20 protein-coding genes and 1 riboswitch are annotated in these 24,176 nt (G+C 73.3%); of the genes, 8 read left to right on the forward strand and 12 right to left on the reverse strand.

What is annotated here, in order from left to right:
* Positions 1-51: 51 nt before the first annotated feature.
* From pknB to thiO, 4 genes are all read right to left on the reverse strand, one after another.
* Positions 52-2,031 carry a Stk1 family PASTA domain-containing Ser/Thr kinase gene (gene pknB, locus ACIRQ7_RS15730; protein ID WP_404262840.1) on the reverse strand — a complete coding sequence of 660 codons (1,980 nt, stop codon included), beginning with the start codon at positions 2,029-2,031 and terminating at the stop codon, positions 52-54.
* A gap of 118 nt (positions 2,032-2,149) precedes the next feature.
* Positions 2,150-2,995, reverse strand: coding sequence for a thiazole synthase (locus tag ACIRQ7_RS15735; RefSeq protein WP_401475957.1), 846 nt, complete (start codon positions 2,993-2,995; stop codon positions 2,150-2,152).
* Positions 2,996-3,001: 6 nt separating this feature from the next.
* Positions 3,002-3,226 (reverse strand): sulfur carrier protein ThiS, encoded by a 225-nt coding sequence (gene thiS, locus ACIRQ7_RS15740; protein WP_401475954.1) that lies wholly within the window; start codon positions 3,224-3,226, stop codon positions 3,002-3,004.
* On the reverse strand, positions 3,223-4,458 hold the full coding sequence (thiO, locus tag ACIRQ7_RS15745; protein WP_404262842.1) for a glycine oxidase ThiO: 1,236 nt from the start codon (positions 4,456-4,458) through the stop codon (positions 3,223-3,225). The genes thiS and thiO overlap by 4 nt, the downstream gene beginning before the upstream one ends.
* Positions 4,455-4,568, reverse strand: a riboswitch (TPP riboswitch). Its footprint overlaps the gene before it by 4 nt.
* Before the next feature lie 155 nt (positions 4,569-4,723).
* On the opposite strand from thiO, the gene ACIRQ7_RS15750 reads away from it, so the two are divergent.
* The 5 genes from ACIRQ7_RS15750 (at position 4,724) to ACIRQ7_RS15770 (ending at position 9,629) form a co-directional block, all read left to right on the forward strand.
* Positions 4,724-5,965: an NAD(P)/FAD-dependent oxidoreductase gene (locus ACIRQ7_RS15750; RefSeq protein WP_404262843.1), complete on the forward strand. Its 1,242-nt coding sequence runs from the start codon at positions 4,724-4,726 to the stop codon at positions 5,963-5,965.
* A gap of 195 nt (positions 5,966-6,160) precedes the next feature.
* A complete protein-coding gene (locus ACIRQ7_RS15755) occupies positions 6,161-6,526 on the forward strand; it encodes an Rv2175c family DNA-binding protein (RefSeq protein ID WP_401475946.1) in 366 nt (121 codons plus the stop codon).
* Positions 6,527-6,660: 134 nt separating this feature from the next.
* Positions 6,661-7,311, forward strand: a complete 651-nt coding sequence (gene thiE / locus ACIRQ7_RS15760; RefSeq protein WP_404262845.1) for a thiamine phosphate synthase — start codon at positions 6,661-6,663, stop codon at positions 7,309-7,311.
* A 161-nt stretch (positions 7,312-7,472) separates the two neighbouring features.
* The gene (metF, locus tag ACIRQ7_RS15765) at positions 7,473-8,390 is read left to right on the forward strand and encodes a methylenetetrahydrofolate reductase [NAD(P)H] (protein ID WP_401475940.1); all 918 of its coding nucleotides are present in this window, start codon (positions 7,473-7,475) and stop codon (positions 8,388-8,390) included.
* Positions 8,391-8,426: 36 nt separating this feature from the next.
* Positions 8,427-9,629 carry a hypothetical protein gene (locus tag ACIRQ7_RS15770; RefSeq protein ID WP_404262848.1) on the forward strand — a complete coding sequence of 401 codons (1,203 nt, stop codon included), beginning with the start codon at positions 8,427-8,429 and terminating at the stop codon, positions 9,627-9,629.
* Positions 9,630-9,669: 40 nt separating this feature from the next.
* Here the strand turns inward: ACIRQ7_RS15770 and ACIRQ7_RS15775 are convergent, their stop codons facing one another.
* From ACIRQ7_RS15775 to ACIRQ7_RS15795, 5 genes are all read right to left on the reverse strand, one after another.
* Positions 9,670-11,211 (reverse strand): phytoene desaturase family protein, encoded by a 1,542-nt coding sequence (locus tag ACIRQ7_RS15775; protein ID WP_404262849.1) that lies wholly within the window; start codon positions 11,209-11,211, stop codon positions 9,670-9,672.
* A gap of 49 nt (positions 11,212-11,260) precedes the next feature.
* Complete coding sequence (locus ACIRQ7_RS15780; protein WP_404262851.1) at positions 11,261-11,887, reverse strand: DUF4126 domain-containing protein; 627 nt, start codon at positions 11,885-11,887, stop codon at positions 11,261-11,263.
* Positions 11,888-12,304: 417 nt separating this feature from the next.
* A complete protein-coding gene (locus ACIRQ7_RS15785; RefSeq protein ID WP_403670891.1) occupies positions 12,305-12,919 on the reverse strand; it encodes a TetR/AcrR family transcriptional regulator in 615 nt (204 codons plus the stop codon).
* Between the two features lie 35 nt (positions 12,920-12,954).
* Positions 12,955-15,162, reverse strand: coding sequence for a YhgE/Pip family protein (locus tag ACIRQ7_RS15790; RefSeq protein ID WP_404262854.1), 2,208 nt, complete (start codon positions 15,160-15,162; stop codon positions 12,955-12,957).
* Positions 15,134-15,994, reverse strand: a complete 861-nt coding sequence (locus ACIRQ7_RS15795) for an ATP-binding cassette domain-containing protein (RefSeq protein ID WP_404262855.1) — start codon at positions 15,992-15,994, stop codon at positions 15,134-15,136. The genes ACIRQ7_RS15790 and ACIRQ7_RS15795 overlap by 29 nt, the downstream gene beginning before the upstream one ends.
* Positions 15,995-16,180: 186 nt before the next feature.
* Here ACIRQ7_RS15795 and ACIRQ7_RS15800 point away from each other — a divergent pair, with 186 nt between their 5' ends.
* From ACIRQ7_RS15800 to ACIRQ7_RS15810, 3 genes are all read left to right on the forward strand, one after another.
* Positions 16,181-16,696 carry an SAV_6107 family HEPN domain-containing protein gene (locus tag ACIRQ7_RS15800; protein ID WP_404262857.1) on the forward strand — a complete coding sequence of 172 codons (516 nt, stop codon included), beginning with the start codon at positions 16,181-16,183 and terminating at the stop codon, positions 16,694-16,696.
* 517 nt (positions 16,697-17,213) lie between these two features.
* Entirely contained in the window at positions 17,214-17,969 is a 756-nt protein-coding gene (locus ACIRQ7_RS15805) for a class I SAM-dependent methyltransferase (protein WP_401475917.1), read from the forward strand.
* Positions 17,970-18,226: 257 nt separating this feature from the next.
* Positions 18,227-18,637 carry a DUF3040 domain-containing protein gene (locus ACIRQ7_RS15810; protein ID WP_401475914.1) on the forward strand — a complete coding sequence of 137 codons (411 nt, stop codon included), beginning with the start codon at positions 18,227-18,229 and terminating at the stop codon, positions 18,635-18,637.
* A 545-nt stretch (positions 18,638-19,182) separates the two neighbouring features.
* Here ACIRQ7_RS15810 and ACIRQ7_RS15815 read toward each other — a convergent pair.
* From ACIRQ7_RS15815 to ACIRQ7_RS15825, 3 genes are read right to left on the reverse strand one after another with little or no spacing between them, the layout of a single operon-like run.
* Positions 19,183-21,612: a transglutaminaseTgpA domain-containing protein gene (locus ACIRQ7_RS15815; protein WP_404262859.1), complete on the reverse strand. Its 2,430-nt coding sequence runs from the start codon at positions 21,610-21,612 to the stop codon at positions 19,183-19,185.
* Positions 21,609-22,994, reverse strand: coding sequence for a DUF58 domain-containing protein (locus tag ACIRQ7_RS15820; RefSeq protein ID WP_404262861.1), 1,386 nt, complete (start codon positions 22,992-22,994; stop codon positions 21,609-21,611). Before ACIRQ7_RS15820 ends, ACIRQ7_RS15815 begins: the two co-directional genes overlap by 4 nt.
* Entirely contained in the window at positions 22,994-24,010 is a 1,017-nt protein-coding gene (locus tag ACIRQ7_RS15825; RefSeq protein WP_401475905.1) for an AAA family ATPase, read from the reverse strand. The genes ACIRQ7_RS15820 and ACIRQ7_RS15825 overlap by 1 nt, the downstream gene beginning before the upstream one ends.
* Between the last annotated feature and the right edge of the window lie 166 nt (positions 24,011-24,176).

Consider the following 24,176-nt stretch of genomic DNA (forward strand, 5'->3'; position numbering starts at 1 on the left):
GGTGCCAGGTGCGCGAGGGCCGTCCGGCACCGGCCGGACGGCCCTCGCCCGCTACAGCGCGCCCTTGAGCCTGATGGTGATCGTGTCGCCCTTGGGCGCCTGCTCGCCGCCCTCGACGGACTGGCTGTCGACCTCGTCCTGCGGGAACAGGAAGGGCTTCTTCACCTCGACCTGGAAGCCGAGGCCGGCCAGCTTCTTCTTGGCGTCCTCGACGTTGTCACCGGTGACGTCCGGGACCGTGATCATCTCCGGCCCCTTGGAGAGGGTGAGGGTGATGGTGTCGCCCTCCCCCCTGGTCGCGTCCTCGCCGGGCGACTGCCGGGCGACGGTCCCCTTGTCCTCGGGGGAGAACACCGGCGCGCTCGCGAACTTCACCTTGAACCCGGCCTCGCGCAGCTCGGCGGCGGCATCGGCCCGCTCGTCGCCGACCACTCCGGGGACATCCAGCTCGGCGCCGCGGCTGACGGTCAGCCCCACCGCGGTGTCCGGCCGGCGCTTGCTGCCCGCGGCCGGGTCGGTGCGGATCACCGTGCCCCTGGCGACCTCTTCGTTGAACGCGCGGTGCACGGTGCCGGGCGTCAGGCCCAGGTCCGTCAGCTTGCGCTTGGCGTTCGCGAGCGGGGTGCCGGACAGGTCCGGGACCGTGACGATGTCGGGGCCGCGGGAGACCGTGAGGGTGACCGTGCCCGTGCCGCGGATCTGCCCGCCGGTCGCCGGGTCCGTGGCCATCACATGGCCGCGCTCCACATTGGAGCTGAAGCCGCGCGCCACCTTCACGCCCAGCCCCTCGTCGTGCAGCGTCTTCTCGGCCTTCGCCTGCGACATGTCCAAGACGGCGGGGACGGTCGTGAACTGGCCGTAGTTGATGTACCAGACCCCGGCGCCGACACCGAGAACCAGCAGCACGGCCGCCACGATCGTGGCGATGCGGTGGCGCTGGATCAGGCCCGTCCGCACCGGCGCCGCGGGCACCGGGCGCAGCCGGGTGGTCCGCTCCGAGGGCGGCGGGGCATCGCCCGGCGGCACCTCGAAGCGGCTGGTGCGGTTGAGCTCGCCCTCGGCGGCCCCGGGCAGCGGCAGCTGCACCCCGCCGGTCCGCGGCAGCACGTCCGTACGCTCGGAGCCGTCGCCATCCTCGGCCGGGACCTCCTTGGCCTGCGGGGGGACGACGTCCAGCTGGACATCGGTCAGCTCCGCGCGGGCCGCACGCGCCCCGGACAGCATCGCCACCGCGTCCTGCGGCCGCTGCAGCGGATCACGGGAGGTGGCCAGCGCGACCAGCGCGTCCAGCTGCGGCGCCAGACCGGGCACATGCGCGGACGGCGGGGCGACGTCCTCGTGCAGGTGCTGGTAGAGGATCTGGGCGGCGGAGCCGCCGGTGTGCGGCTTGCCGCCGGTCAGCATTTCGTAGAGCACGACACCGCAGGCGTAGACGTCCACCCGGGCGTCCGTGACGCCGTTCTCGATCTGCTCGGGGGCGAGGTAGGAGACGGTGCCCAGGAGGGAGCCGGTGGAGGCGGTGGTGTTGTTGCCCACGGCGCGCACCAGACCGAAGTCGGCGACCTTGACCCGGCCGTCGTCGCCGATCAGGACGTTCTCCGGCTTCATGTCGCGGTGCACGAGGCCGGCGCGGTGCGCGGCGCCCAGCGCCGCCAGGATCGGTTCGAGGATGTCCAGCGCGGCGCGCGGCTGCAGGGCGCCCCGCTCACGCAGCACATCGCGCAGGGTGCAGCCCGCGACGTACTCCATCGCCAGATAGACGTACGTGCCGTCGGTGCCCTGGTCGAAGACGCCCACGACGTTCGGGTGCGAGAGGCGGGCGACCGACTTGGCCTCGCGGATGAAGCGGTCGACGAACGCCGCGTCCGTGGCGAGGGCGGGGTGCATCACCTTCAGCGCGAGCTCTCTGTCGAGCCGGGTGTCCATGGCCCGGTAGACCGTGGCCATGCCGCCGGCGGCGATGCGCGCCTGGACGCGGTAACGGCCGTCGAGCAGCTGGCCCACGAGCGGGTCCTGAAGGGTCGTATCCACGGCAGACGAGTCTACGAGCAACCACCGACAGGTCGAACGCCCCGGGCGCCACCGGGCCGGTACTGAAGCCGAACGGTGACAGGAACGCCCGCCAGGGGCGCCCGGGGGCGGTGGGTGCTCAGAACGCCGGCCGCTCCGGATCCAGGTCCGCGACCCCTTCGGTGGGCGACGACGCCTGCGCGAAGTGGCGGCGCGGGATCCGGCCGGCCCGGAACGCGAGCCGGCCGCCGTCGACGGCGTACCGCATGGCCTCGGCCATCAGCTCCGGCTCCTGCGCGCGGGTCACCGCCGAGGCCAGCATCACCGCCGCGCAGCCCAGCTCCATGGCGAACGCGGCGTCCGAAGCGGTGCCGGCGCCCGCGTCGAGCACGACCGGGACCTGCGCCCGCTCGGTGATCAGCTGGAAGTTGTGCGGATTGCGGATGCCGAGTCCGGAGCCGATCGGCGAGCCCAGCGGCATGATCGCGGCACAGCCCACGTCCTCCAGCTTGCGGGCCAGCACCGGATCGTCATTCGTGTACGGCAGCACCGTGAAACCGTCGTCCACCAGGGTCTCGGCGGCGTCCAGCAGCTCGATCGGGTCGGGCAGCAGGGTCCGCTCGTCGGCGACGACCTCCAGCTTCACCCAGTCCGTGCCGAGCGCCTCCCGGGCGAGCCGGGCGGTGAGCACCGCCTCGCCGGCCGTGAAGCAGCCCGCCGTATTGGGCAGCACCCGGATCCCGTGCCGCTTCAGGACGGACAGCACCGACCCCTGCACGGTCGGGTCCAGCCGCCGCATGGCGACCGTCGTCAGCTCCGTACCGGAGGCGAGCAGCGCCCGCTCCAGGACGTCGAGGCTGGGCGCACCGCCCGTCCCCATGATCAGCCGGGACCGGAAGGCGGTGCCCGCGATGGTGAGGGCGTCGCGGGCCTCGGGGGCCGCGCCCCCGGCGGTCGCCGTATCCGTCATCGAGTGGAGGGTCATGGGGGATCAGCCTCCCTGGACAGCGGTGAGCACCTCGACGCGGTCGCCGTCGCCGAGCGCGGTGGTGGGCCACTGGGCGCGTGGCACGACGGTCTCGTTGACCGCCGCGGCCACCCCGCCCGGCGCCTTGGAGAGCGTCGCGACGAGGCGGTCGAGAGTCATTCCGCCGGGGATCTCACGGCTCTCGCCGTTGACGGAGACGGACAGGGCGGGGGCGCCGGTGACGCTCATACGGGCTGCTCCTCTGGGACACGGACGGGTTCGGCCCCCGGGGACGTCACGGGGGAGAAACGTGCGGGGGAGAAGGGGCGGGCCTCTTCCGGGAGGCGGCCCGAGGTCAGCGCCTCGGCCATCGCGTCGCCGGTGACCGGGGTCAGCAGCACCCCGTTGCGGAAGTGGCCGGTGGCCAGCTGGAAACCGGCGAGCGCGGTCGGGCCGAGCAGCGGCGCGTTGTCCGGCGAGGTGGGACGCAGCCCGGCGCAGGTCTCCACCAGCGGCAGCTCGGTGATGCCGGGGACCAGCTCATGGGCGTCCCGCAGCAGTTCGTAGACCCCGCCGGCGGTGACGGTGACGTCCCAGCCCAGCTCCTCACTGGTGGCGCCGACGACCAGCTCGCCGGTCTCCCTCGGCACCAGGTAGAGGGGCGTGCCGCGGACCACGGCGCGTACGGTGCGCGACAGGAACGGCGGGCCGCCCGCGGGCGGTTCGGGGATCCGCAGCCGCAGCACCTGCCCCTTGACCGGCCGCACCGGTGGCAGCACCTCCTCGGGCACCCCGGCCAGCTGCCCGCTGTGGCTGCCGGCGGCGAGCACGACCTGACCGGCCGACAGCAGCGTGCCGTCGGAGAGTCCGGCGCCGGTGGCGCGGCCGCCGGCGACCGTCAGCCGTTCCGCCCGGACCCGGTGGAAGAGCACCCCGGCACGCTCGCAGGCGATCAGCAGGGCGCCCGCCAGCCGCCGCGGGTCGACCTGGTGGTCGCCGTCCACCCGCAGCCCGCCGCGGACCCCGGGGGCCAGCATCGGCTCCAGGCGGCGGCACTCGCGCCCCGTCAGCCACTGCGAGTCCAGGCCCGAGCGGGTCTGCAGCGCGTGCAGCTCGCGCAGATGGGCGCGGTCGTCGGCGTCCAGCGCCACGGCGAGGGTGCCGCACCGCCGGTAGCCGATCCGCTGCCCGGACGCCTCCTCCAGCTCCGCCGTGAACTGCGGATAGCGCCGTGCGGAGGCGAGGTTGAGGCCCAGCAGGGTCTGCTCGCCGTAGTGGAGCTCGGTGACGGCGGCCAGCATGCCGGCCGCGACCTGCGCGGCACCGCCACCGGGCGCGGGGTCGGCCAGAGCGACCCGCAGCCCTCGGCCGGCCGCCCGCCACGCCGTGACCAGGCCGATGATGCCGCCCCCGATGACGAGGACATCGGGCTGCCCGGTGGCAGATGTCGATGACGATGATGATGAGGCAGGTGGAGGCATGGGCGTCCAGCTCCTCCCTTCGCCGGCATGACCCGGATCAGGTTCGTACGGTCGGAGGCCGGCCAGCCTCCCTCTCAGCCCGGTGCGTCCGGGCTCCCGCGAGTGCGTGTATCCCTCACCCTAATACGGGCCCGCGACGTGCCGTAAGGGACCGCCCGGAGCCGCCCCGGGGGCGCCGCTCGCGGGTGAGCGACCATGACGCTGTGTCAGAGATCTCCTTGCGCGCTGCTGCGAGCGGCGAGACACACCGTCCTACAGTGATCGTGTGAGCGAGCAGAGCAAGTCTCCCCAGGCCCCTGACCACACGCCACGCGTCGTGATCGCCGGCGCGGGAATCGCGGGGGTGCAGACCGCGGTCGCGCTGCGCGAACAAGGCTGGCGCGGTGCGATCACGCTGCTCGGCGACGAGCCCCACCAGCCCTACGACCGGCCGCCGCTGTCCAAGGCCGTGCTGCTCGGCAAGGCCGACGGCTCCACCTTCGACGTCGACTTCGCCTCCCTCGGCATCGAACTGCACCTCAGCCGCCCGGTCACCGCCCTGCGGCCGGACGACCACGTCATCGAGACGGCCGAGGGCCCCGTCCCGTACGACTACGCCGTGCTGGCGACCGGCGCCGACCCGGTCCTGCTGCCCGGCAGCGAGGAGCTGCCCGGCGTCCACCTGCTGCGCACCCTCGACGACGCGGAACGGCTGCGCCCGGTGCTCGCCGCCCGCCACGAGATCGTCGTGGTCGGCGCCGGCTGGATCGGCGCGGAGTTCGCCACCGCCGCGCGCGAGGCGGGCTGCTCGGTCACCGTCGTCGAGGCCGCGGACCGCCCGCTGGCCGGCGCGCTGCCCGCCGAGGTCTCCGCCTACATGACCGACTGGTACGCCGACTCCGGCGCCGATCTGCGCACCGGCGTGGGGGTCGCGTCCCTGGCTGAGGGCACGGTGACCCTCGCGGACGGTGTGACGCTGCCCGCCGACGCCGTGGTCGTCGGGATCGGCGCCCGCCCGGCCACCGGCTGGCTGGTCGGCTCGGGCGTCGCACTGTCGATCGAGGACGGCTCCGTACTCGCCGACGAGCAGCTGCGCACCTCCGTGCCCGACGTCTACGCGGTCGGCGACTGCGCCTCCTTCCCGTCCACCCGCTACGGCCGCCGACTGCTGGTCCACCACTGGGACAACGCGCTCCAGGGCCCCCGGATCGTCGCCGAGAACATCACCCGCGACCCGGCCGAAGGGCTGGTCTACGACCCGGTCCCGTACTTCTGGTCCGAGCAGTTCGGCCGGTTCGTGCAGTACGCGGGCCACCACTCGGGCGCCGACGAGATCGTCTGGCGCGGCGACCCCGGGAGCGCCGCCTGGACGGTGATCTGGCTGCGGGACGGCCGGCTGGTGGCGCTGCTGGCCGTCGGGCGGCCCCGGGATCTGGCGCAGGGGCGCAAGCTCATCGAGCGCGGCGTGACCCTCGACCGCGAGCGGGCGGCGGACGCTTCGGTGCCGCTGAAGTCGGCGGTCCGGTAGGCGGGTGCGCCGCGCTGCCCGCCCTGCCTGCTTTGTCCGCTCCCTGCACTGTCCGTGCCGACGTGTGCCGGCGTGTGCCGGCGTGTGCCGCCGGGGTCACCGGGCGGCCATCCGGTGTCACCCGCCGGTGTGCCTGCGGCATCGGATGGCGATGCCCGGCTACCGGCTGTCAGTGCGAGGTGGCAGGCTTGTCCTGTGACCGAGATTGACGCAAACATCGATGGACTCGTCCCCGCCTGGCTCACCCTCCCCGACATCGCCGAAGAGTTCGGCATCGCGGTGACGCGAGTCCGGCAGCTGGTCAAGGAGGGCCAGCTGATCGCCGTGCGCCGTGGCGAGAACAGGGCGCTGCACGTCCCTGCCGACTTCATCCAGGACGGCAAGATCGTCAAGGGCCTCACCGGGACCCTGAACCTCCTGCGCGACGACGGCTTCGCCGACGACGAGATGCTGGAGTGGCTCTTCACCGCGGATGACAGCCTGCCCGGCACGCCGGCGCAGGCGCTGCGCGAGAATCGCGGCACGGAGGTGAAGCGCCGGGCTCAGGCGCTCGCCGTCTGACGCGCCCGGTGCGTGCGCCTCCTGATCGGCAACCGCACCAGCAACCGCAGCATCCGTAACCGCATTCGCATCTGAGGGGTGTACGGGCCGGAAGGCCCGGCCCGTACACCACCGACCTGGGGGGAAGCCGCCCGATGACCACCGCACGACAGGCCCTGTCCGACGCCCGGCTCTACCTGTGCACGGACGCCCGCACGCGGCAGGGCGACCTCCCGCAGTTCCTGGACGCGGTGCTCTCCTCCGGCGTGGACATCGTCCAGCTGCGCGACAAGGGCATGGAGGCCGCCGAGGAGCTCACGCATCTCGAGGTCTTCGCGGACGCCTGCCGCCGGCACGGCAAGCTGCTGGCCGTCAACGACCGCGCGGACGTCGCGCACGCGGCCGGCGCCGATGTGCTGCATCTGGGCCAGGGCGATCTGCCCGTCCCCGCCGCCCGCGCGCTCCTCGGCGCCGACGTCCTCATCGGCCGCTCCACCCACGCCGAGGCCGAGGTGGACGCCGCCCTCGCCGAGCCGGGCGTGGACTACTTCTGCACCGGCCCCTGCTGGCCGACCCCCACCAAGCCGGGCCGGCACGCCCCCGGACTCGACCTCGTCCGCTACACCGCCTCGCGCGCACCCGAGCGCCCCTGGTTCGCCATCGGCGGCATCGACGCCGGGAATCTCGACGAGGTGCTGGATGCCGGTGCCCGCCGCGTCGTGGTGGTCCGCGCGCTCACCGAGGCGGACGATCCGGCGGCCGCGGCGGCAGACCTGGCGAAGCGCGTACGGGCCCGGGAGGCCTGATCCCGCGGACCGGACCGGACGGCTCGGGCCTCCCGGGCCGGTGCCGATTTCCGGACGGGGCGCTGTCCGGAAGGTGTCCAAGGCGTGGACATCAACCCGGCGAACCAGGCATAACGCCGGTGCCGGTTGGTGTGTGCCCGACCGGTGGTTAACCTGCCCGTATGGCCCTAGGTACAGCTTCCACCAGGACTGATCACGCACGGACCGTGCGTGAGCTGCTGGCTTCCGGCAAGCAGTCATACTCGTTCGAGTTCGCCGCCCCGAAGACCGAGAAGGGCGAGCGGACCCTGTGGAACGCCATTCGCCGGATCGAGGCGGTCTCGCCGACCTTCGTCTCCGTGACGTACGGAGCCGGCGGCACCTCCCGTGAGGGAACGGTGCGCGCCACGGAACGCATCGCCACTGACACCACCCTCACCCCGGTCGCGCATCTGACCGCCGTCAATCACTCCACGGCCGATCTGCGCAACATCATCGGGCAGTACGCCGACGCCGGTATCCGCAACATGCTGGCCCTGCGCGGCGACCCGCCCGGCGACCCCCTGGGCGACTGGGTGCGGCACCCCGACGGTGTCGATTACGCCGCCGACCTGGTCCGGCTGATCAAGGAATCCGGCGACTTCTGCGTCGGCGTCGCGGCCTTCCCCGAGATGCACCCGCGCTCGGCCGACTGGGACTCCGACGTCGCGCACTTCGTCGACAAGTGCCGCGCGGGTGCCGACTTCGCGATCACCCAGATGTTCTTCTACCCCGAGGACTACTTCCGGCTGCGCGACCGGGTCGCCGCCGCGGGCTGTTCGACGCCGATCATCCCTGAGATCATGCCGGTCACGAACGTCCGCCAGATCGAACGCTTCGCCCAGCTCTCCAACGCGGCCTTCCCGCCCGAGCTGGCCGACCGGATCCTCGCGGTCAAGGATGACCCGGCCGCTGTACGCTCCATTGGCATCGAGTACGCCACGGAACTGTGTGCGCGCTTGATGGCCGAGGACATTCCCGGGTTGCACTTCATTACCCTGAACCACTCCACGGCGACGCTGGAAATCTACGAGAATCTGGGTCTGCACCAGCAGTCCTGACGACGGTGGCCGAAGAGCGGCGGAAGAGGGGCGTATATGGGCTGGACGGTCCTCTACATCGCGTTCGGCGCCGTCGCGCTGTGGCTGCTGGGTGAGGTCCTGCTCCAGTACAAGGCGCGGCTGCGCTGGCGTCTGCTGGCCTTCACCGGCTTCATCGGGGTCGTCGTCGGCGTCATCATCCCCTCGGTGATCGTGATCGCGGTGGGCGCCATCGCCTTCGCCGTCGGCCAGACGAATGTGACGCTCTCCTTCCGCCGCGGCTTCTCGACGGGCTGGGCGCTCGGCGGGAAGCCGGGGGAGAGCCGGCGGCGCCGGGCACGCTCAAACGGCGCGCCCGCCGCCGAGCCGACCCTGCAGGTCTCCGACCTCGAGGCGGGCCCGGCACCCGCCGACGGCGACGGCCAGGACACCTACGCCGGCCAGGACACCTACGCGGGGCAGGACACGTACGCGGGGCAGGACACGTACACCGGCCAGGACGCCTACCAGGAGCAGAGCGGCTACCCCGACCCGAACGGCTATCAGGGCGCCAACGGCTTCCAGAGCCAGGCCACGTACGCCGGGCAGGGCTCCTACGACGGCAATGACGGCTATGCCGGCCAGGACCCGTATCAGGACCAGCAGGACCGGAGCGTCTTCGCCCAGCAGTCCTTCGCGGGCCAGGGCAGCTACGGCGGTCAGGGCTACGCGGGGCAGGAGGACGCCACCGCCGTCTACGCCCCCCAGCCGCTGCCCGACGAGACCGGGCAATACGGCATCTACAGCCCCGACGCCCGCAACCCGCAGACGGGCTACCCCGAACCGTCCGGCTACGACGCCTACGGCAACCCCACCGCCCCCGACGGCGCCGGCGGCAGCAACGGCTATGGATACGGCGGCTACGGCGGGCCCGCCGCCGGCCAGGATTCCTACGCCGACCAGTACGGGACGTACGGCGACGGCCTCGGACAGCAGTCGCCCTACTCCGACCCGTACATCGGCACCCAGCAGTACTCCGCGCCGCAGGACCCCTACGACCCGTACGCGCAGCCGGACCCCTACGGGCAGCCGTCCTACGGCGGGCAGCAGTCCGACGGGCCGGGACAGCCGCCGCTGCAGAATCTCGGGCAGGGCTACAGCGAGACGCCGCCCGGCGGGGTCTGGGTCCCGCAGCAGCGCGACGGTGAACTCCCGCCGGAACAGCCGCCGTACCCGCCCTACCAGGAGCAGGGGTACGACGGGCAGCACTACCGCTACTGAGGCGCCGGCCGCAGCCGGGCCGCCGCTGCGCGGCGGCCCGTCACGACGAACCGCGCCAGTCGTCGCCATTGACGATCAGACCCGCCACGATCGCGCCGGACATCCCCGCATGGGCAGGCCCGCCGCCGGGGTGCGATCCGCCGCCGACGGCGTACAGCCCCGGTATCCGGGTGCGGTTGCCGGGCCGCAGAAAGCGCCCGCCCGCTCCGGCCAGCGCCGGGCCGGGCACCGGTTCATCGGTGGCGGGCGGCAGCACCTCCCGCCACAGCAGCCGCTCCCGCAGCCCGGGAACCGCCACCTCCGCGCTCTCGGTCATCCGCTCGGCCAGCGCCTCGAAAGCGGCGGCCGGGGAAGCGAGGGAGGCCTCCGGGGACCCTCCCGGGGCGGGGACCGTCGCCGTCAGGGTCACCGCCTCATGGGCATCGTCGGGGCGGGTCGTCGGGTCGTCCGGGCGCAGCACCGTCACCGTCGGGCGCAGGCCCGGTCCTTGGGGTGCGGCGCTGTTGCCGTCGCCGAACACCGCCGTCAGCTCGGCCGCGCGGTCCGCCGCATGCACCACCGTCCGATGGGCGGTGCCCTGGGGGCGCGGGCCGTCGAGCGCCAGCGCGACCGTCAGCCGTCCCGGCGCACGGGCTTCGCGGACAGGGTCGGGCCGGACGTCGTCCGCACCCCACGGCAGCCCGTCGCGCAGCAACTGCGCCAGCCGGCCGGGGGAGACACCGGCGATGACCACGTCCGCGTCGGTGAGGGTGCCGTCGGCCAGCTCGATGCCCGCCGCCCGGCCGTCCTTCTCGACGATGCGGGTCACCTCGGCGCCGAAGGTGAACTCCACCTTGCGGGCGGTGCAGCGCGCGAACAGTGCGTCGGCCAGCGCCCGCATCCCGCCGCGCGGATACCAACTCCCGAAGGTCTGCTCCATATACGGCAGCACGGCGGCGCCCACGGGCACGGCGCGGGGGTCGAAGCCGTAGGCCAGTGCATGGCTCTCCAGCAGCGCGACCAGACGGGGGTCGGCCAGCTCGCGGCGGGCAACCTCGGCCAGGGTCGCGGTCGTCGGGCTCTTGCCACGGCCGAACAGGCCACGCCTGCGCACCGCCGGATACGGATCGCGCCCCAGCACCCGCCAGTCCGGCCACAACGGCTCCTCCAGGAGCGGGCGCCGGGTGGCGTCCCATGCCTCGCGGGCGCGGTTGACGAAGGCGCTCCAGCGCTCGCCCGAGCCGTCGCCCAGCGCGCCGTCCAGCGCCTCGATGACGCCGGCCCGCGAGGCGTTGGGCAGCGAGACGGCGGTGCCGTCGGCGAAGTGGTGCCGGCTCGCCGGATCGACCTGGGACAGCTCGACGCAGCTCTCCAGCGGCTCGCGGCCCGTCTTGACGAACAGATCGCGGAGCACGGCCGGCAGATGCAGCAGGGCGGGGCCGGGGCCGCTGTCGAAGGCGAAGCCGTCCCGGGTGAAGCGCCGCATCGCGCCGCCGTGCGTCGCGCCGCGCTCGAACACCGCCACCCGGTGGCCCGCGACGGCCAGCCGGGCCGCGGCCGCCATCGCGCCCGTCCCGGCGCCGATCACCACAATCCGTGCCATGCCGCCGACTTTATCCGGGACCACTGACAACGCCCGCACGGCGGGCGGTTCAGCCCGGTGGCACCGCGCCGGTCGCGCCGCTCGTCGTGGCCGGCCGCTTCTGCGCGCGCCGCTGCCGCCTGCGCCGCAGGTATCTCCGGATCCGCGACCAGAGAAAGATCACCAGCGCGATGCCGCCGATCAGCAGCGTGCCGGCGATGGCCGCCGCGGCCACCGGATGGAACACCGCGAACGCGATGAGCGCGGCGACCCCGAGGTCCTCGGCCAGGCTCAGCACGATGTTGCTCGCGGGTTCCGGTGAGGTGTTGACCGCGATCCGGGTGCCCGCCTTGACCAAATGGCTCAGCAGCGCCGTGGAACCGCCCACCGCGCCGGCGGCCAGCTCCGGCAGCGAGCCGTTGTGGCCGGCCAGCAGCGCCGCCACGACCGCGCCCGCGACCGGCCGGATCACGGTGTGGACGGTGTCCCACACCGAGTCGACGTACGGCACCTTGTCGGCGACGGCCTCGCAGAGGAAAAGCACCGCGGCGACGATCAGGACGTCGGGGCGCTGGAGCGACGCGGGCACCTCGTCGGTGACGCCGGTCGCGCCGAGCAGGCCGAAGAGCAGCACGACGGCATAGGCGTTGATCCCGCTCGCCCAGCCACTGGTGAAAACCAACGGGAGTACGGACACGCCGTAGATCGTAGGCCAGGGCGCGGGCCGGCCGGGACCGGCTGGGGACGGGTGCTCAGCCGTGAGTACGGGTACTCAGGCCCCGAGATGAGTAGGTACGCGGATGGGACGGCAGCGCTTCGGAAGGAAGAGTGGGGACCACGGAAGGGCAGCGGTGCCGGACCGCCGGCACGGGGCGGCGGAACGGCCCGCTCCCTGACGTGACGGGGGAAACACGGGGGCTCCACGGGGGAGCACGGGGAGCACGGGGGAATCGCTGCCCTGGTCGGATCGGTGGGGGAACGATCTGCGCCAGGGCAGCGCACTCTTTTGTGCGGAGCCCTCAACGGGCGCCGTTCGACCAGGCGTCCGTACCGTGCGCGCCGTACCTGACCAGTACGGCGCGCACGCATGTCCGGGGCCGGCCCGGAGCGGAAGCTAGGCGGGCCGGCCGCTGACCCGCCCCTGGAGGAGCCGCGACAGCGCCGCGTGCACATCGTCGATCGACCGGTGCGGCTGGTAGGACTGCCAGTCCAGAGCGGCGACCAGGACCATCCCGAACAGCGCCGAGGCGGTGAGCGGGATGTCGATCTCCTCGCTCAGCTCGTCACTCGCGACGGCCTCCCGCAGGACGCCCTCCACCACGGTGATGGCCCGCTCTCGCACCACCATCAGGGTGGACTGCCAGGCGCGGTTGGTGCGCCACAGTTCGGCGACGTAGAGCTGGGTGAGCGCCGGGTAGCGGGAGATGAAGTCCAGGCCGGCCCGGATCATCGCGTCCAGCGCGTCGATCCGGCTGCCGCCCCGGTCGGCGACCTCGTCGGCGGCCGCCTGCAGGGAGTTCGCCAGCAGCTCGATGCCGTGCCGCAGCAGCTCCTCGAAGAGAACGTTCTTGCTCGCGAAGTTGTAGTAGACGGTGCCCTTCGCGACGCCCGCCCGCTCGGCGATCTCGTCCACCGTGGTGGAGGAGAAGCCCTGTTCGGCGATGAGCGTGACCGCGGCCTCGAAGAGTTTGCGCCGGGTGGCGTCGCGGCGTGTATTGGAGCTGTCCATGGGGGCGATTGTGCCGGTCCCCGGGGTGTGCGCACTCATAGGCTCAGCTCCGGATGGAGGTCCTTCATCCGTACGACCTGCCGGCCGCGCGCCGTCAGGGACGTCAGCACGAGCGCTCCCACGGTGAACGCCAGGAGTACCGCGGCGCCCTGCCAGACGGGAGCCAGGCCGCCGCCCGTGATGAGCCGGCGCAGCCCCTCCACGATGTAACTCATGGGCAGGTAGGGGTGGATGGCGCCGAAGAAGCCGGGGCTGGTCTGCACCGGATAGGTGCCGCCCGCCGAGGTCAGCTGGAGCATCAGCAGCGCCAGCACCAGGATCCGCCCGGCCGGCCCGAACTGGGCGTTCAGCCACTGCACGATCGCCGAGAAACAGGCCGTCACCAGGACCAGGAAGCCCACCGTGCCGCCCGCCCGCACCATCTCCAGGCCGAGCCCGAAGTGCAGTACGGACATCAGTGCCGCGCTCTGCAGCACCCCGAGGGCGAACACCGGAAGCCACCCGGACACCGCGACCCGCCAGGAGGGCGCCCCCATCGCGAGGGCCCGCCGGTTGAGCGGTGCGATCAGCATGTACGCCACCATCGCGCCGACCCACAGGGACAGCGGGATGAAGTACGGGGCGAAGCCGGTGCCGTAGTTGGGCGCCTTGTGGGCGGCGTCCGAGGCGAGCTGCACCGGATCGGACATGACCTGGGTACGCGCGTCGCGGTCCTTCTTGCCGTAGTCGGGGATCTGCTTCGCCCCGTCGTGCAGCCCGCCGGCCAGTTTGCCGCTGCCGTCCGACAGCTTGAACATGCCGCCGTTCAGCGTCTGCGCGCCGTCCTTGAGCTTTCCCACACCGGAGTCCAGGTCGCCGATGCCGGTCGCGGCGCGTCCGGTGCCGTCGTGCAGCTTCCGTGCGCCGTCGGCCAGTTGACCGGCGCCACCGGCGAGCCGGTCGTTGCCGGCGGCCAGTTTGCCGGCGCCCGCGGAGACCTGGTGCGCCCCGTCGTTGAGCTTGTTGATCTTCGCGACCGCGGCGTCCATGTCGGCGCCGAGCGTGGGCCCGTGCTGCGCCAGCTCGGCGGCCAGGGAGTGCAGCGTGTCCAGATCCCGGCCCAACCGGTCGAGGTTCTCCTGGTCGTGGACGTACCCGCTGACCTCTTCGGCCTTGTCCGCCGCCGTCGCCGCCTGGTTCCTGATCTGCTTCAGCTCGGAGCAGGAGGCCTCCAGACTCACCCCGCTCCCGCAGCGCTGCCGGTAGTACGTGTCCAGGTGGTCGGAGATGCCGCGGGAGAGCTTCGCCCCGGTGGAGGCGGCGGCCGGGAGCTTGTCCAGGTGGTCACGGACCGCCTGCGAACCGTCCGCGACGAGCTGGGCCGCCTCGCCGATCTCCTTGCCGTGTGCCCGGATGAACGGCCCCACCTTGCCGACGACCCCGTTGACCGTGTCGGCCAGCTGCTGGGTGCCCTGGGCGACCTGCCCCGAACCGTCGGCCACCCGGTGCGCCCCTTCGGCCGCGGTGGACGCCCCACTGGCGAGGTCGGAGCTGCCCTTGGAGAGGCGCCCGGCACCCGCGTCGAGATCCCCCAGCCCCGTGACCAGTTTGCCGCTGCCGTCCTTCGCGCTGCCCAGGCCGTCGGCCAGTTTGCCGGTGCCGTCCTTGGCCTGCCCGATGCCGTCCTTGAGCTTGTCGGCGCCGTCCGCGGCCTCCTCGGTCTTGCCGTGCAGCGTCGAGAAGGAGACGAAGATCTTGTCGAGGAAGGTGCGGGAGGACTTCGTGGACGCCGCCGAGCGCACCTCCGAGAACACCGTCCGCGAGATCTGCCCGACGATGTAGTTGTTGGCGTCGTTGGTGCGCACCTTGAGGGCGCCGGTCTCCGGGTGGTCCCCGGAACTGGAGGCGATCCGCTTGCTGAAGTCCTTCGGGATGCGCAGCGAGAGGTAGTACGAGCCGTCCTCGACGCCCTTGTCGGCGTCGGCGGCGTCCACGGAGCGCCAGTCGAAGGTATGGCTGTCCCGCAGGCCCTCGACGATGCTGTCGCCCGCCGCTATCCGCTTGCCGTCGACGCGGGCGCCGCCGTCCTCGTTGACCAGCGCGACCGGGATCTTGTCCAGCCGCCCGTAGGGGTCCCAGAACGACCACAGGTACAGGGCGCCGTACAGCAGCGGCAGCAACAGCAGGGCGGCCAGCGCCGCGCGCGGCAGCTTGCCCCTCCCGAAGCGCTTCAGCTCAAGCGCGGCCAGCTTCGGCGAGCGCATCGGCGGCCCCCTTCCCGTCGTCCTGGCCGTCCCGGTCGTCCGGGTTCTCGGGGTCGTCCTTGCCGCCCGGCTCCGCTTCGTCGTCCGCGCCGCTGCGGGCGTCCCGCTCCGCCGGGCCGGTGCGCACCAGCACCAGGTCCGCGGAATCCGCCCGCCCGGCGTCCTTCGGCGGGTCGCTGCACACCGCCACGACCGTCGTGCCGGCCGCCGCGAGGCCGCGCAGCATCGCCCAGGCCTCGGCGCGCTCCCCGTCGGACAGCTTGAGATCGGTGTCGTCCACGGCCAGCAGTCGCGGGCCGCCGATCAGTCCGAGCGCCACGGACAGCCGCAGCGCCTCCAGCCGCTCCAGGTCGCGCACCGAGGTACGGATCCCCTTGGGCAGCGACTCCAGGTCGAGACCGGCCGCGTCGAGCGCGGTGTCCACCAGGGCACGGGCCGCGGCCCGGCGCTCCTGACGGGGCCGCAGCAGTGCGCGTACCGACCCGCCGAACCGGCCCTGCAGGAGGGCGCGTTCGCGCAGATGCTCGCCGACGGTCAGTGCGGGGTCGAGTTCCGCGACGCCCGGCACATGGGCGAGCGCGGTGACGGACCGGACCGCTGCCCGCTTCTTGGGCAGTGGCAGGCCGCCGATCTCCGCGGCTCCGGCGGCGGTCTTCATCCGGCCGGTGAGTGCGAGCAGCAGGCACGTACGGCCCGACCCCGAAGGGCCCTGCACGGCGATGAGCGAGCCGGGGCCCGCAACGATGTCGATGTCTCGGAACGCCCATCCGCGGGGGCCCTTGACCCCGAATCCCGCGGCCGTGACCGCCGCCCCGTGCGGGGTGCTGTCCACGATCCCTCCCTGAACTGACCGGTCAGTTCAAAAAGTATGCAGCACCCCACCCCCCTTCCCGCAAGGGGGTGTTGGGAATCCGTCCGCTTTCCCACGAAAGAGCAGGTCAGCGCCGATTGTCAGTGGTGTACCTCACGATGGGGTCCATACGGTCCCGAACCGGTATACGACGACTGGAGGTTCGTCATGGCAGCTCGTCCCACAGCGGGCAGCTCCGCTGCGTACGGTCCCCCGAGTGATGTCCACCCCGTCCTGCGGCGGACGGCCGCGCCACCCGCCGCCCTCGCCCTGCTCGCCCAGGCCCAGGAGGGCCTCGCGGAAGCGCGGACGCTGGAAACCCCCAACGAACAGTTCGCCACGGCCCATCTCGCCGCCCTGCGCACTGCGGCGGCGGTGCTCGCCGTCCGGGGCGGGCCCGAGGCCGCCGCGCGCCGCAGGCCGGGGCCCTCCCCGCGCCGGAGCCGCAGGGCAAGTATCCGCAGCGCCTGGGAGGTCCTCCCCGAGGTCGCTCCCGAACTCGCCGAATGGAGCGCGCTGTTCGCCTCCGGCGCCACCCGCAGGGCCAGGGCGGAGGCCGGCATAGCCGGCGCGGCCACCCGCCTCGACGCCGACGATCTGCTCAGGGACGCCGCCATGTTCCTGCGCCTGGTGGAGCGCATGCTGCTCCTCCAGCCCTCCCTGCCGCCGCAGCGGACGGGCTGACGGGCGGACGGGCTGACGGGGCGGTGATCCGGAGGTCGCGGCGAGCGGGGCGCGCGACCGTGCCCAGGGGCGGTCACGAGCCCTGCGGGCGGCCGTGAGCGGTGACGCCGTGCCCGGCGGTGGCTGTGCCCGAGGGCGGGGGCGGCGGCCGCGCTCGGTGCGTGGCCGTGAGTGGGGGGAGGGGGTGAGCGGGGCGGCCGTGGTGGCTGTGGCGACCGTGGCGAGCCTGGCTGCAGGGTGACGGAGAGGGGGTGGGGGTGGGGCGGGGGCGGGGGGAGAGCAGGGAGGGAAGCGTGCGGGCCCCACCACGGCCCGCCTCGCCCCCGCCTCGCCCTCGCCCCACCCCCGCCGCCCCCACCAGGCCTCGCCCCACCCCGCCCGGCAACGTTCGGTAACCGTGCCGTCTCCGTGGGCGGTGCCCTCGGCGTGGGGCGGCGCCGCAGGCGGCGGAGGGTCCGGGACGCAATAGGGTGGTGGACGCCTAGACGTTCATGCCCCCGCCGAGGAGCCACCCGCCGTGTCTGACCCGCTGCGCCCGCGCGCATCCCTTCGTACCGCCGTGGTCTGGGAGGTCCTCAAGGACGCCCTGGACCGCCGGGTCAAGGCCGCCGGGCGCGACGCCCTGGATGTCCTCGACACCGGAGGGGGCACCGGCAACTTCGCCGTCCCGGTGGCCCGCCTCGGTCACCGCGTCACGGTCGTCGACCCCAGCCCCAACGCCCTCTTCGCCCTGGAGCGCCGGGCCGCCGAGGCCGGTGTCGCCGACCGGGTGCGCGCCGTCCAGGGTGACGCCCACGGCCTGTTCGACGTCGTCGAGCGCGGCGGCTATGACGCGGTGCTCTGCCACGGCGTGCTGGAGTACGTCGACGACCCCGCCGAGGGCGTCCGCAACGCCGTCGACGCCCTGCGTCCGGCCGGCACCCTCAGCCTGCTCGCCGCGGGCCTGGGCGGCGCCGTCCTCGCCCGCGCCCTCGCCGGCCACTTCAACGAGGCCCGCCAGGCCCTCACCGACCCCGCCGGACGCTGGGGCGACGGCGATCCGGTCCCGCGCCGCTTCACCGCCGACCAGCTCACCGCGCTGGTCTCCCTCACCGGCTTGACGGTCGGCGCGGTGCACGGCGTGCGGGTCTTCGCCGACCTGGTCCCCGGCGTGCTCGTCGACACCGAGCCGGGTGCCATGGAAGCGCTGCTGAAGCTGGAGGCGGCGGCCGCCGAGCAGCCCGCCTTCCATGCCGTCGCCACCCAGCTGCACGTCCTCGCCGAGCGCGACTGACCCACGCGAGCGGCACGACTACCGCGTGCAGTCGGCCACAGGCCACCCGATCAGCCCCTTCTCCCCGTATGATCGGGGTACGACGTTCCGGCATGACGGATAGGCGGGTGGGGAATGCAGGCAGCATCACCACCAGCCGCCGTGGCGGCCCGGACTGTGAACTGGCGTAGAGGGGCGGGTTTCACGGGGGCGATTCCCTGCCTATCCTGAAAGGGTCGCACCCGGTCGCCCCCGCGACCGACGAGTAGGAGGACTCCGTGCCGCTCTCGGAGCACGAGCAGCGCATGCTCGAGCAAATGGAGCGAGCGCTGTACGCCGAAGATCCCAAGTTCGCGACAGCGCTTGAGGGAAGCGGGCTGCGTACGTACACCCGGCGACGGGTCTACCAAGCGGTCGCGGGCTTCCTGGTGGGTATCGCCCTGCTCATGGCCGGAATGGTCGCGCAGCAGATCTGGATCAGCGTGGTGGGTTTCCTCGTCATGCTCGGCTGCGCGGTACTGGCGGTCACCGGATGGCGTAAGGCCCCCAAACCTGGTGAACAACAGGCCGCAGCGGGCCCCGGAGGCACCGCCGGTGCACCCGAGCGCCGCCAGGCCCGACAACGGCGCTCGATGATGAACCGCATCGAGGATCGTTGGCAGCGTCGCCGGGACGAACAGGGCCACTGAGCCCTCCGGCCTTCACCAGGCCTCACGGCTCGTCGTTCCCTTCTCGCCAGGTTTTCGCGGCTCTCCCCGGAGAGTTCCGCAGAGCCCGCCGCGAGAGAGTTTTCCGTGTGGAGTTCTCCGCACGACGGACTCTCTCTTGGCGGGCTCGATGCGTTCCGGCTCCGCGTTCTGCGGACGGCATTCCGCTGGTGGCATTCCGCGCCGGGCTTTTCCGCTTCCGCATGATGCGTGTCGGGATTCGCCTTCGAGCCGTTCCGGCGGTCGTTTTCGCTCTCGGATTCCGGGACCGCCCGCCCGTTTCAGTCTTTCCCGATCCCGATCCGGATCCCGATCCCGAGTCCGATCCCGATGCCGGGGATGATGCCGTGCCGTGCTGGGTCACTTTGCCGGGACGGGCCCGCCCACGCCGCCGGGACGCCGCCGGGACGCGCCCGCCCACGCCGCCGGGACGCCGCCGGGACGGGGCCGCCCACGCCGCCGGGACGGGCCCGGCAGAGCGGGCGGGCCCGTCCGTGCCGCCGGAGCGTTCCCGCCCCGGGCCGCGCTCAGGCCCGCTGCCGCCCGGGCCGGAACGCTGCGGCGGCACGCCGGGCCGCGACGACCGGGCGGCTGGTGGCGCAGCGGGTGGTGAGTGCCGTCCAGCGGGCGGCCAGAGCCCACAGCAGGCGGACCGAGGAGCGCGGGGCGAGCCGCGCGCGCAGCCGCTGCCGGCCGCTCGCCCGCGCGTCCAGCCCGGCCCGTACCCGCGCCACGTCGGCCACGAGACCGGCCGCCGGCTGCGGTTGCGGTGCGTACAGCACCTGCTCGACCGCTGCTGCCACCCGCTGGGCGGCGTCGGCGGCCTCCTGCGGCAGTTCCCCGACGCGGACCAGACGTGCGGCCGCCTTGCGCGGCGTGAGGGACTCGTCCGGCAGGATGCCGTGGTCCCAGGCGGTGTCGAGCAGCTCCCGCCAGGCGGCCATGGTGATCGCTGTGATGTCCGCGTCGGGCCCGCCGCCCGCCAGCCGCCGGGACCGTGCACGGAGGCGCCACAGCAGCGGGACGGCGGGCAGCAGCAGGACGAGCAGCGCGGCCAGCGAGATGCCGGCCACGGCCCATCCAGGGGCGCCGTCGTCCGGTGGGCGGCCGCCCGCCTCGATGCTCACCGTCCCGCAGACCGAGCCCCGCTGCGCGGATTCCTGGCCGGGCGGGCAGGTCGGGTCACCGGACGAGCCGCCCGGCGACTCCGAGGACTGGCTCGGCTCCTGTGAGGGGGCACCGGGGTCCTCGGGCTCCGGACTGTCGGGGTAGCTGTAGTCCGGGACGCTGCCGCGGCTCGGGGTCGGCTCGAAGCGGGTCCAGCCGATGCCCTGGAAGTACAGCTCGGGCCAGGCATGTGCGTCCTTGAGGCCGACCGATGTGGTGCCGTCCACCTGCTTGGTGCCGGGGGTGAAGCCGACCGCGACCCGGGCGGGGATGCCCAGGGTCCGGGCCATCGCCGCCATCGAGAACGAGAAGTGGACGCAGAAGCCCTCCTTCTGCACCAGGAAGCGTGAGATCGCCTCGGAGCCGCTGCCCGCCCGGACCTCGGTGTTGTAGCTGAAGCCGCCGTTGAAGGCGAACCAGTCCTGCAGTTTGACGGCCTTCTCGTAGGAGTCCTTGGCGCCGTGGGTGACCTTCCGCGCGGTGCTGCGCACCACCCGCGGCAGGGAATCCGGCACCTTGGTGTACTCGCGCTGCAGCTGTGCGGGGGGCGGCGGGGCGACGGCCAACTGCTGGGCGGTGGGCCGTACCTGGAGGCTCTCGACCTGGTATTGCACGCCGCGGGTGTTCTGGCCGCGGTCGCCGACGAGCGTGCGGCCCTTGGGCTCGAAGCGCCAGCGGCCGGCGATGTCCACCTTGGACGCGGGGTAGGGGAGCGGCAGCCAGTTCTGGGCGTACCACTTGGCGGTGGAGACGGAGGTGTTCACCCGGGTGGTGTCCACGCCGGAGCCGAGGCCGGGCGGGCCGGGCAGCTGGTCGGGGACGTCCACGACGGTACGTTCCGACGGCTTCCAGGCGCTGCCGTCGAACTGGTCCAGGGCGACGATCCGGAGATACATGTCGCCGGCGTCGCGGGACGTCGTGCGGTAGTTCAGCACTTCCTTGTCCGCGGGCTGGTTCAGGCTGTTCTGCAGCGAGACCAGGGGGTTCACCGCGGAGATCGTGCCGCCGGCGCCCCCGGGCCCCGCACCGCCGCCGGCCGGGCCGAGCAGCCCGCCGCCCAGCGAGGGCAGTACCGCGGGCACCACCAGGGCGATCCCCAGCGCCAGCGCGCCGATCCTGCGGCCCGTACGGACCGGGGCCAGGGCGGCCCCTGCGAACCCTGCTCCCGCCGCGCCGCCCGGACCGGCGGGAGCGCCGCCGCCGAACACCCTGCCCCACCGGGAGAGCCGGTCGCGGCCCTCGGCGAGGAGCAGCAGCAGATAGCCGGCCGCCGCGATCAGGAACCACAGCCAGCCGGCGCCCCCCTGGGACAGCCCGGCCGCCACCGAATACAGCGCGAGCAGCGGCAGCCCGGCGGGCGCGGCGCTGCGGTAGGTGACCGCGAGCGCGTCCACGACGAGGCCGATCACCAGCACCCCGCCGACCAGCAGCAGCCGGATTCCGGGGGTCACGGGGGCCGGGATGGCGTACCGCCCGACGTCCTGGACGCCGTCCTGCAGCAGCCGGCCGAACTGGGTGAGGGCATCCGGGCCGGGCAGCAGACCGGCCACCGCCTGCCCGCGGGTGAAGAGCAGGGTCAGCAGGAGAACGCAGGTCAGTGCCTGGGCGGCGAGGGTCAGCGGCCGGGCCAGCGGCACCCGGCGGGTCAGCGCCCCGACCCCGGACACGATGCCCAGCAGGACGGCCGCCTCCAGCAGCCAGGTGAAGGGGTCCACCAGCGGGAGCAGTGCGCAGGCCGCGCTCAGGCTCGCCACCGCCGCGCACAGTGCCAGCCGCGCCCGCCCGCTCACGATCCTGCTCCCGGTGCCGTCGGGGCCGCGGCGGCCCCGGGCCGCAGCGGCCGGTCCTCGCGGACCAGGGCGCGGTCAGCCGAGCGCCAGAGGTCGGCGAACATCGCGCCGGGCTTCACCGGCAGCGCCGTCCAGCCCGCCTCGCGCAGCATCCGCAGCCGGTCGGCGAGCGGCACCTCGCCGCCGGAGAATCTGATGCCGCCGGGGCCGCGGGTCCAGGCGTCGCCGTCCAGGACGAAGGCGACCGCGGCGCCGCTGCGCTGCCGCATCCGCCCGGCGACCGCCGCCTGCTCGTCGTCCAGATCGCCGAAGAAGCCGATCAGCAGTCCTTCGTTGCCCCCGCGCAGCACGTCGTACGCCGAGGAGAGGCCCTCCTCGTCGGAGTGCTCCACCACGGCGAGGGTGTCCAGCAGCAGGCCGGCGGCACCGGCGGATTCGGCGCCGCCGGCGAAACCGCCGGCACCGTCCGGGCCGGGCACCGAGCTGCCCGTGTCGGTCAGCAGCCGCACCGAGAACCCCCGCTCCAGCAGATGCACCGCCACCGACGCGGCGGCCGTGACCGCCCATTCGAAGGCGGAGTCGGGGCCGCTTCCCTGGTGGGCGGTGGCGCGGGTGTCGAGCAGCACGGTGCAGCGCGCCTTCTGCGGCTGCTCCTCCCTGCGGACCATCAGCTCGCCGTGGCGCGCGGTGGACCGCCAGTGGACGCGGCGCAGGTCGTCGCCATGGCGGTAGCCGCGCGGGATGACGTCGTCCTCCCCGGCCAGTGCCAGGGAGCGGTGCCGCCCGTCGCCGTATCCGGAGGCCTCGCCGGCCGGCCGGATCGGCGGCAGCGACTCGACCCGCGGCACCACCGTCAGGGTGTCGAAGGTGCTGAAGGAGCGGGTCAGCTCGCACATCCCGAAGGGGTCGGAAAGGCGCAGCTCCAGCGGCCCCAGCGGATAGCGTCCGCGCAGGTCGGAGCGGACGCGGTAGGACACCTCGCGGCTGCCGCCCGCCTCGATCCGGTCCAGGACGAAACGCGGTCGTGCCCCGAGGACGTATGGCACCCGGTCCTGGAGCATCAGCAGTCCGGTGGGCATCCGGGAGACGTTCTCGACCCGCAGCCGGACTCGGGACTCGGCGGTCGCCGGCACACGGGCGGGGGAGAGGGTGCGGCTGCCGGCGACGCGGTAGCGGGTGCGGTGCAGGACGAGGACGCAGACCAGCGGCAGCGCGGCCAGCAGCAGTCCGACCCGCAGCAGATCGGCCTGCCCCAGGAGATACGAGCAGGCCGCCGCGGCCAGGCCGGCGGCGAGAAAGGACCTGCCGCGCGTCGTCAGGCCGCCGAGGGCCGTCCGCAGTCCGTCACGCTGCGGTGGCCCCGGACTCCCCCCGCCGGACATCACAACCCCCGGATGCCGGGCGGCTGCTGGCCGCGGCCGTGCCGCTGCGCCGACGGGTCCGGGACGGGGGTGCGCCGAAGGATCTCCAGCACGACCTGCTCGGCGGTGCGACGGTTCAACTGGGCCTGGGCGGTGGGCAGCAGCCGGTGCGCGAGCACCGCGACGGCCAGCGACTGCACATCGTCGGGCAGCGCGTACTCCCGGCCGGCCAGGGCCGCGGCGGCCTTCGCGGCCCGCAGCAGGTGCAGCGTCGCCCGCGGGGAGGCGCCCAGCCGCAGATCGGGGTGGCTGCGGGTGGCCACCACCAGGTCCACGGCATATCTGCGGACCGCTTCGGCGACATGGACCGTACGCACCGCGTCGATCAGCTTGACGATCTCGTGGGCGTGCGCGACCGGCTGGAGGTCGTCCAGCGGGGAGGCGCCGCCGTGCACGTCCAGCATCTGCAGTTCGGCGGCCGGACTCGGATAGCCGATCGAGACCCGGGCCATGAAGCGGTCCCGCTGCGCCTCGGGGAGGGGGTAGGTGCCCTCCATCTCGACCGGATTCTGGGTGGCGACGACCATGAAGGGGCTGGGCAGCTCGTAGGTCTGGCCGTCCATGGTGACCTGGCGCTCCTCCATGGACTCCAGGAGCGCCGACTGGGTCTTGGGCGAGGCGCGGTTGATCTCGTCGCCGATCACGATCTGGGCGAAGATCGCGCCGGGCTTGAACTCGAAGTCCCGGCGCTGCTGGTCGAAGACGCTGACGCCGGTGATGTCCGACGGCAGCAGGTCGGGGGTGAACTGGATGCGCCGCACCGAGCAGTCGATGGAGCGGGCCAGGGCCTTGGCGAGCATCGTCTTGCCCACGCCCGGCACATCCTCGATGAGCAGGTGTCCCTCGGCCAGCAGCACGGTCAGCGAGAGCCGTACGACCTCCGGCTTGCCCTCGATCACGCCCTCAACCGACCGGTGAACCCGCTCCGCTGTGGTGGTCAGATCGCTGAGGCTCGCTCGTTCGTCATACGTCGTCACTCGGCCCTCCTCGGCCCGTTCTTGAGGCCGATGCCCTGAGTACGGACCCGGCCCACCCCGAAAGTGAACGCTCTCCGGCCTCGGCCGGAACAACGCCCACCACGCATTCTTGCCGCCCGCGCGGCTTCGCGTCATGGCCTGTGGATATCTGGTGCCGTTATGTCCT

Source organism: Streptomyces sp. NPDC101393 (genome assembly GCF_044767385.1).
In the GTDB taxonomy this organism is placed as follows: domain Bacteria; phylum Actinomycetota; class Actinomycetes; order Streptomycetales; family Streptomycetaceae; genus Streptomyces.

What these genes read in the sequence shown, in the direction of transcription:
- ACIRQ7_RS15735 (WP_401475957.1), bottom strand. Translation starts at nt 2,995, where the DNA reads ATGACCCTCCACTCGATGACGGATACGGCGACCGCCGGGGGCGCGGCC.
- thiS (WP_401475954.1), bottom strand. Translation starts at nt 3,226, where the DNA reads ATGAGCGTCACCGGCGCCCCCGCCCTGTCCGTCTCCGTCAACGGCGAG.
- thiO (WP_404262842.1), bottom strand. Translation starts at nt 4,458, where the DNA reads ATGCCTCCACCTGCCTCATCATCATCGTCATCGACATCTGCCACCGGG.
- thiE (WP_404262845.1), top strand. Translation starts at nt 6,661, where the DNA reads ATGACCACCGCACGACAGGCCCTGTCCGACGCCCGGCTCTACCTGTGC.
- metF (WP_401475940.1), top strand. Translation starts at nt 7,473, where the DNA reads ATGGCCCTAGGTACAGCTTCCACCAGGACTGATCACGCACGGACCGTG.
- ACIRQ7_RS15770 (WP_404262848.1), top strand. Translation starts at nt 8,427, where the DNA reads ATGGGCTGGACGGTCCTCTACATCGCGTTCGGCGCCGTCGCGCTGTGG.
- ACIRQ7_RS15775 (WP_404262849.1), bottom strand. Translation starts at nt 11,211, where the DNA reads ATGGCACGGATTGTGGTGATCGGCGCCGGGACGGGCGCGATGGCGGCC.
- ACIRQ7_RS15785 (WP_403670891.1), bottom strand. Translation starts at nt 12,919, where the DNA reads ATGGACAGCTCCAATACACGCCGCGACGCCACCCGGCGCAAACTCTTC.
- ACIRQ7_RS15790 (WP_404262854.1), bottom strand. Translation starts at nt 15,162, where the DNA reads ATGCGCTCGCCGAAGCTGGCCGCGCTTGAGCTGAAGCGCTTCGGGAGG.
- ACIRQ7_RS15800 (WP_404262857.1), top strand. Translation starts at nt 16,181, where the DNA reads ATGGCAGCTCGTCCCACAGCGGGCAGCTCCGCTGCGTACGGTCCCCCG.
- ACIRQ7_RS15820 (WP_404262861.1), bottom strand. Translation starts at nt 22,994, where the DNA reads ATGTCCGGCGGGGGGAGTCCGGGGCCACCGCAGCGTGACGGACTGCGG.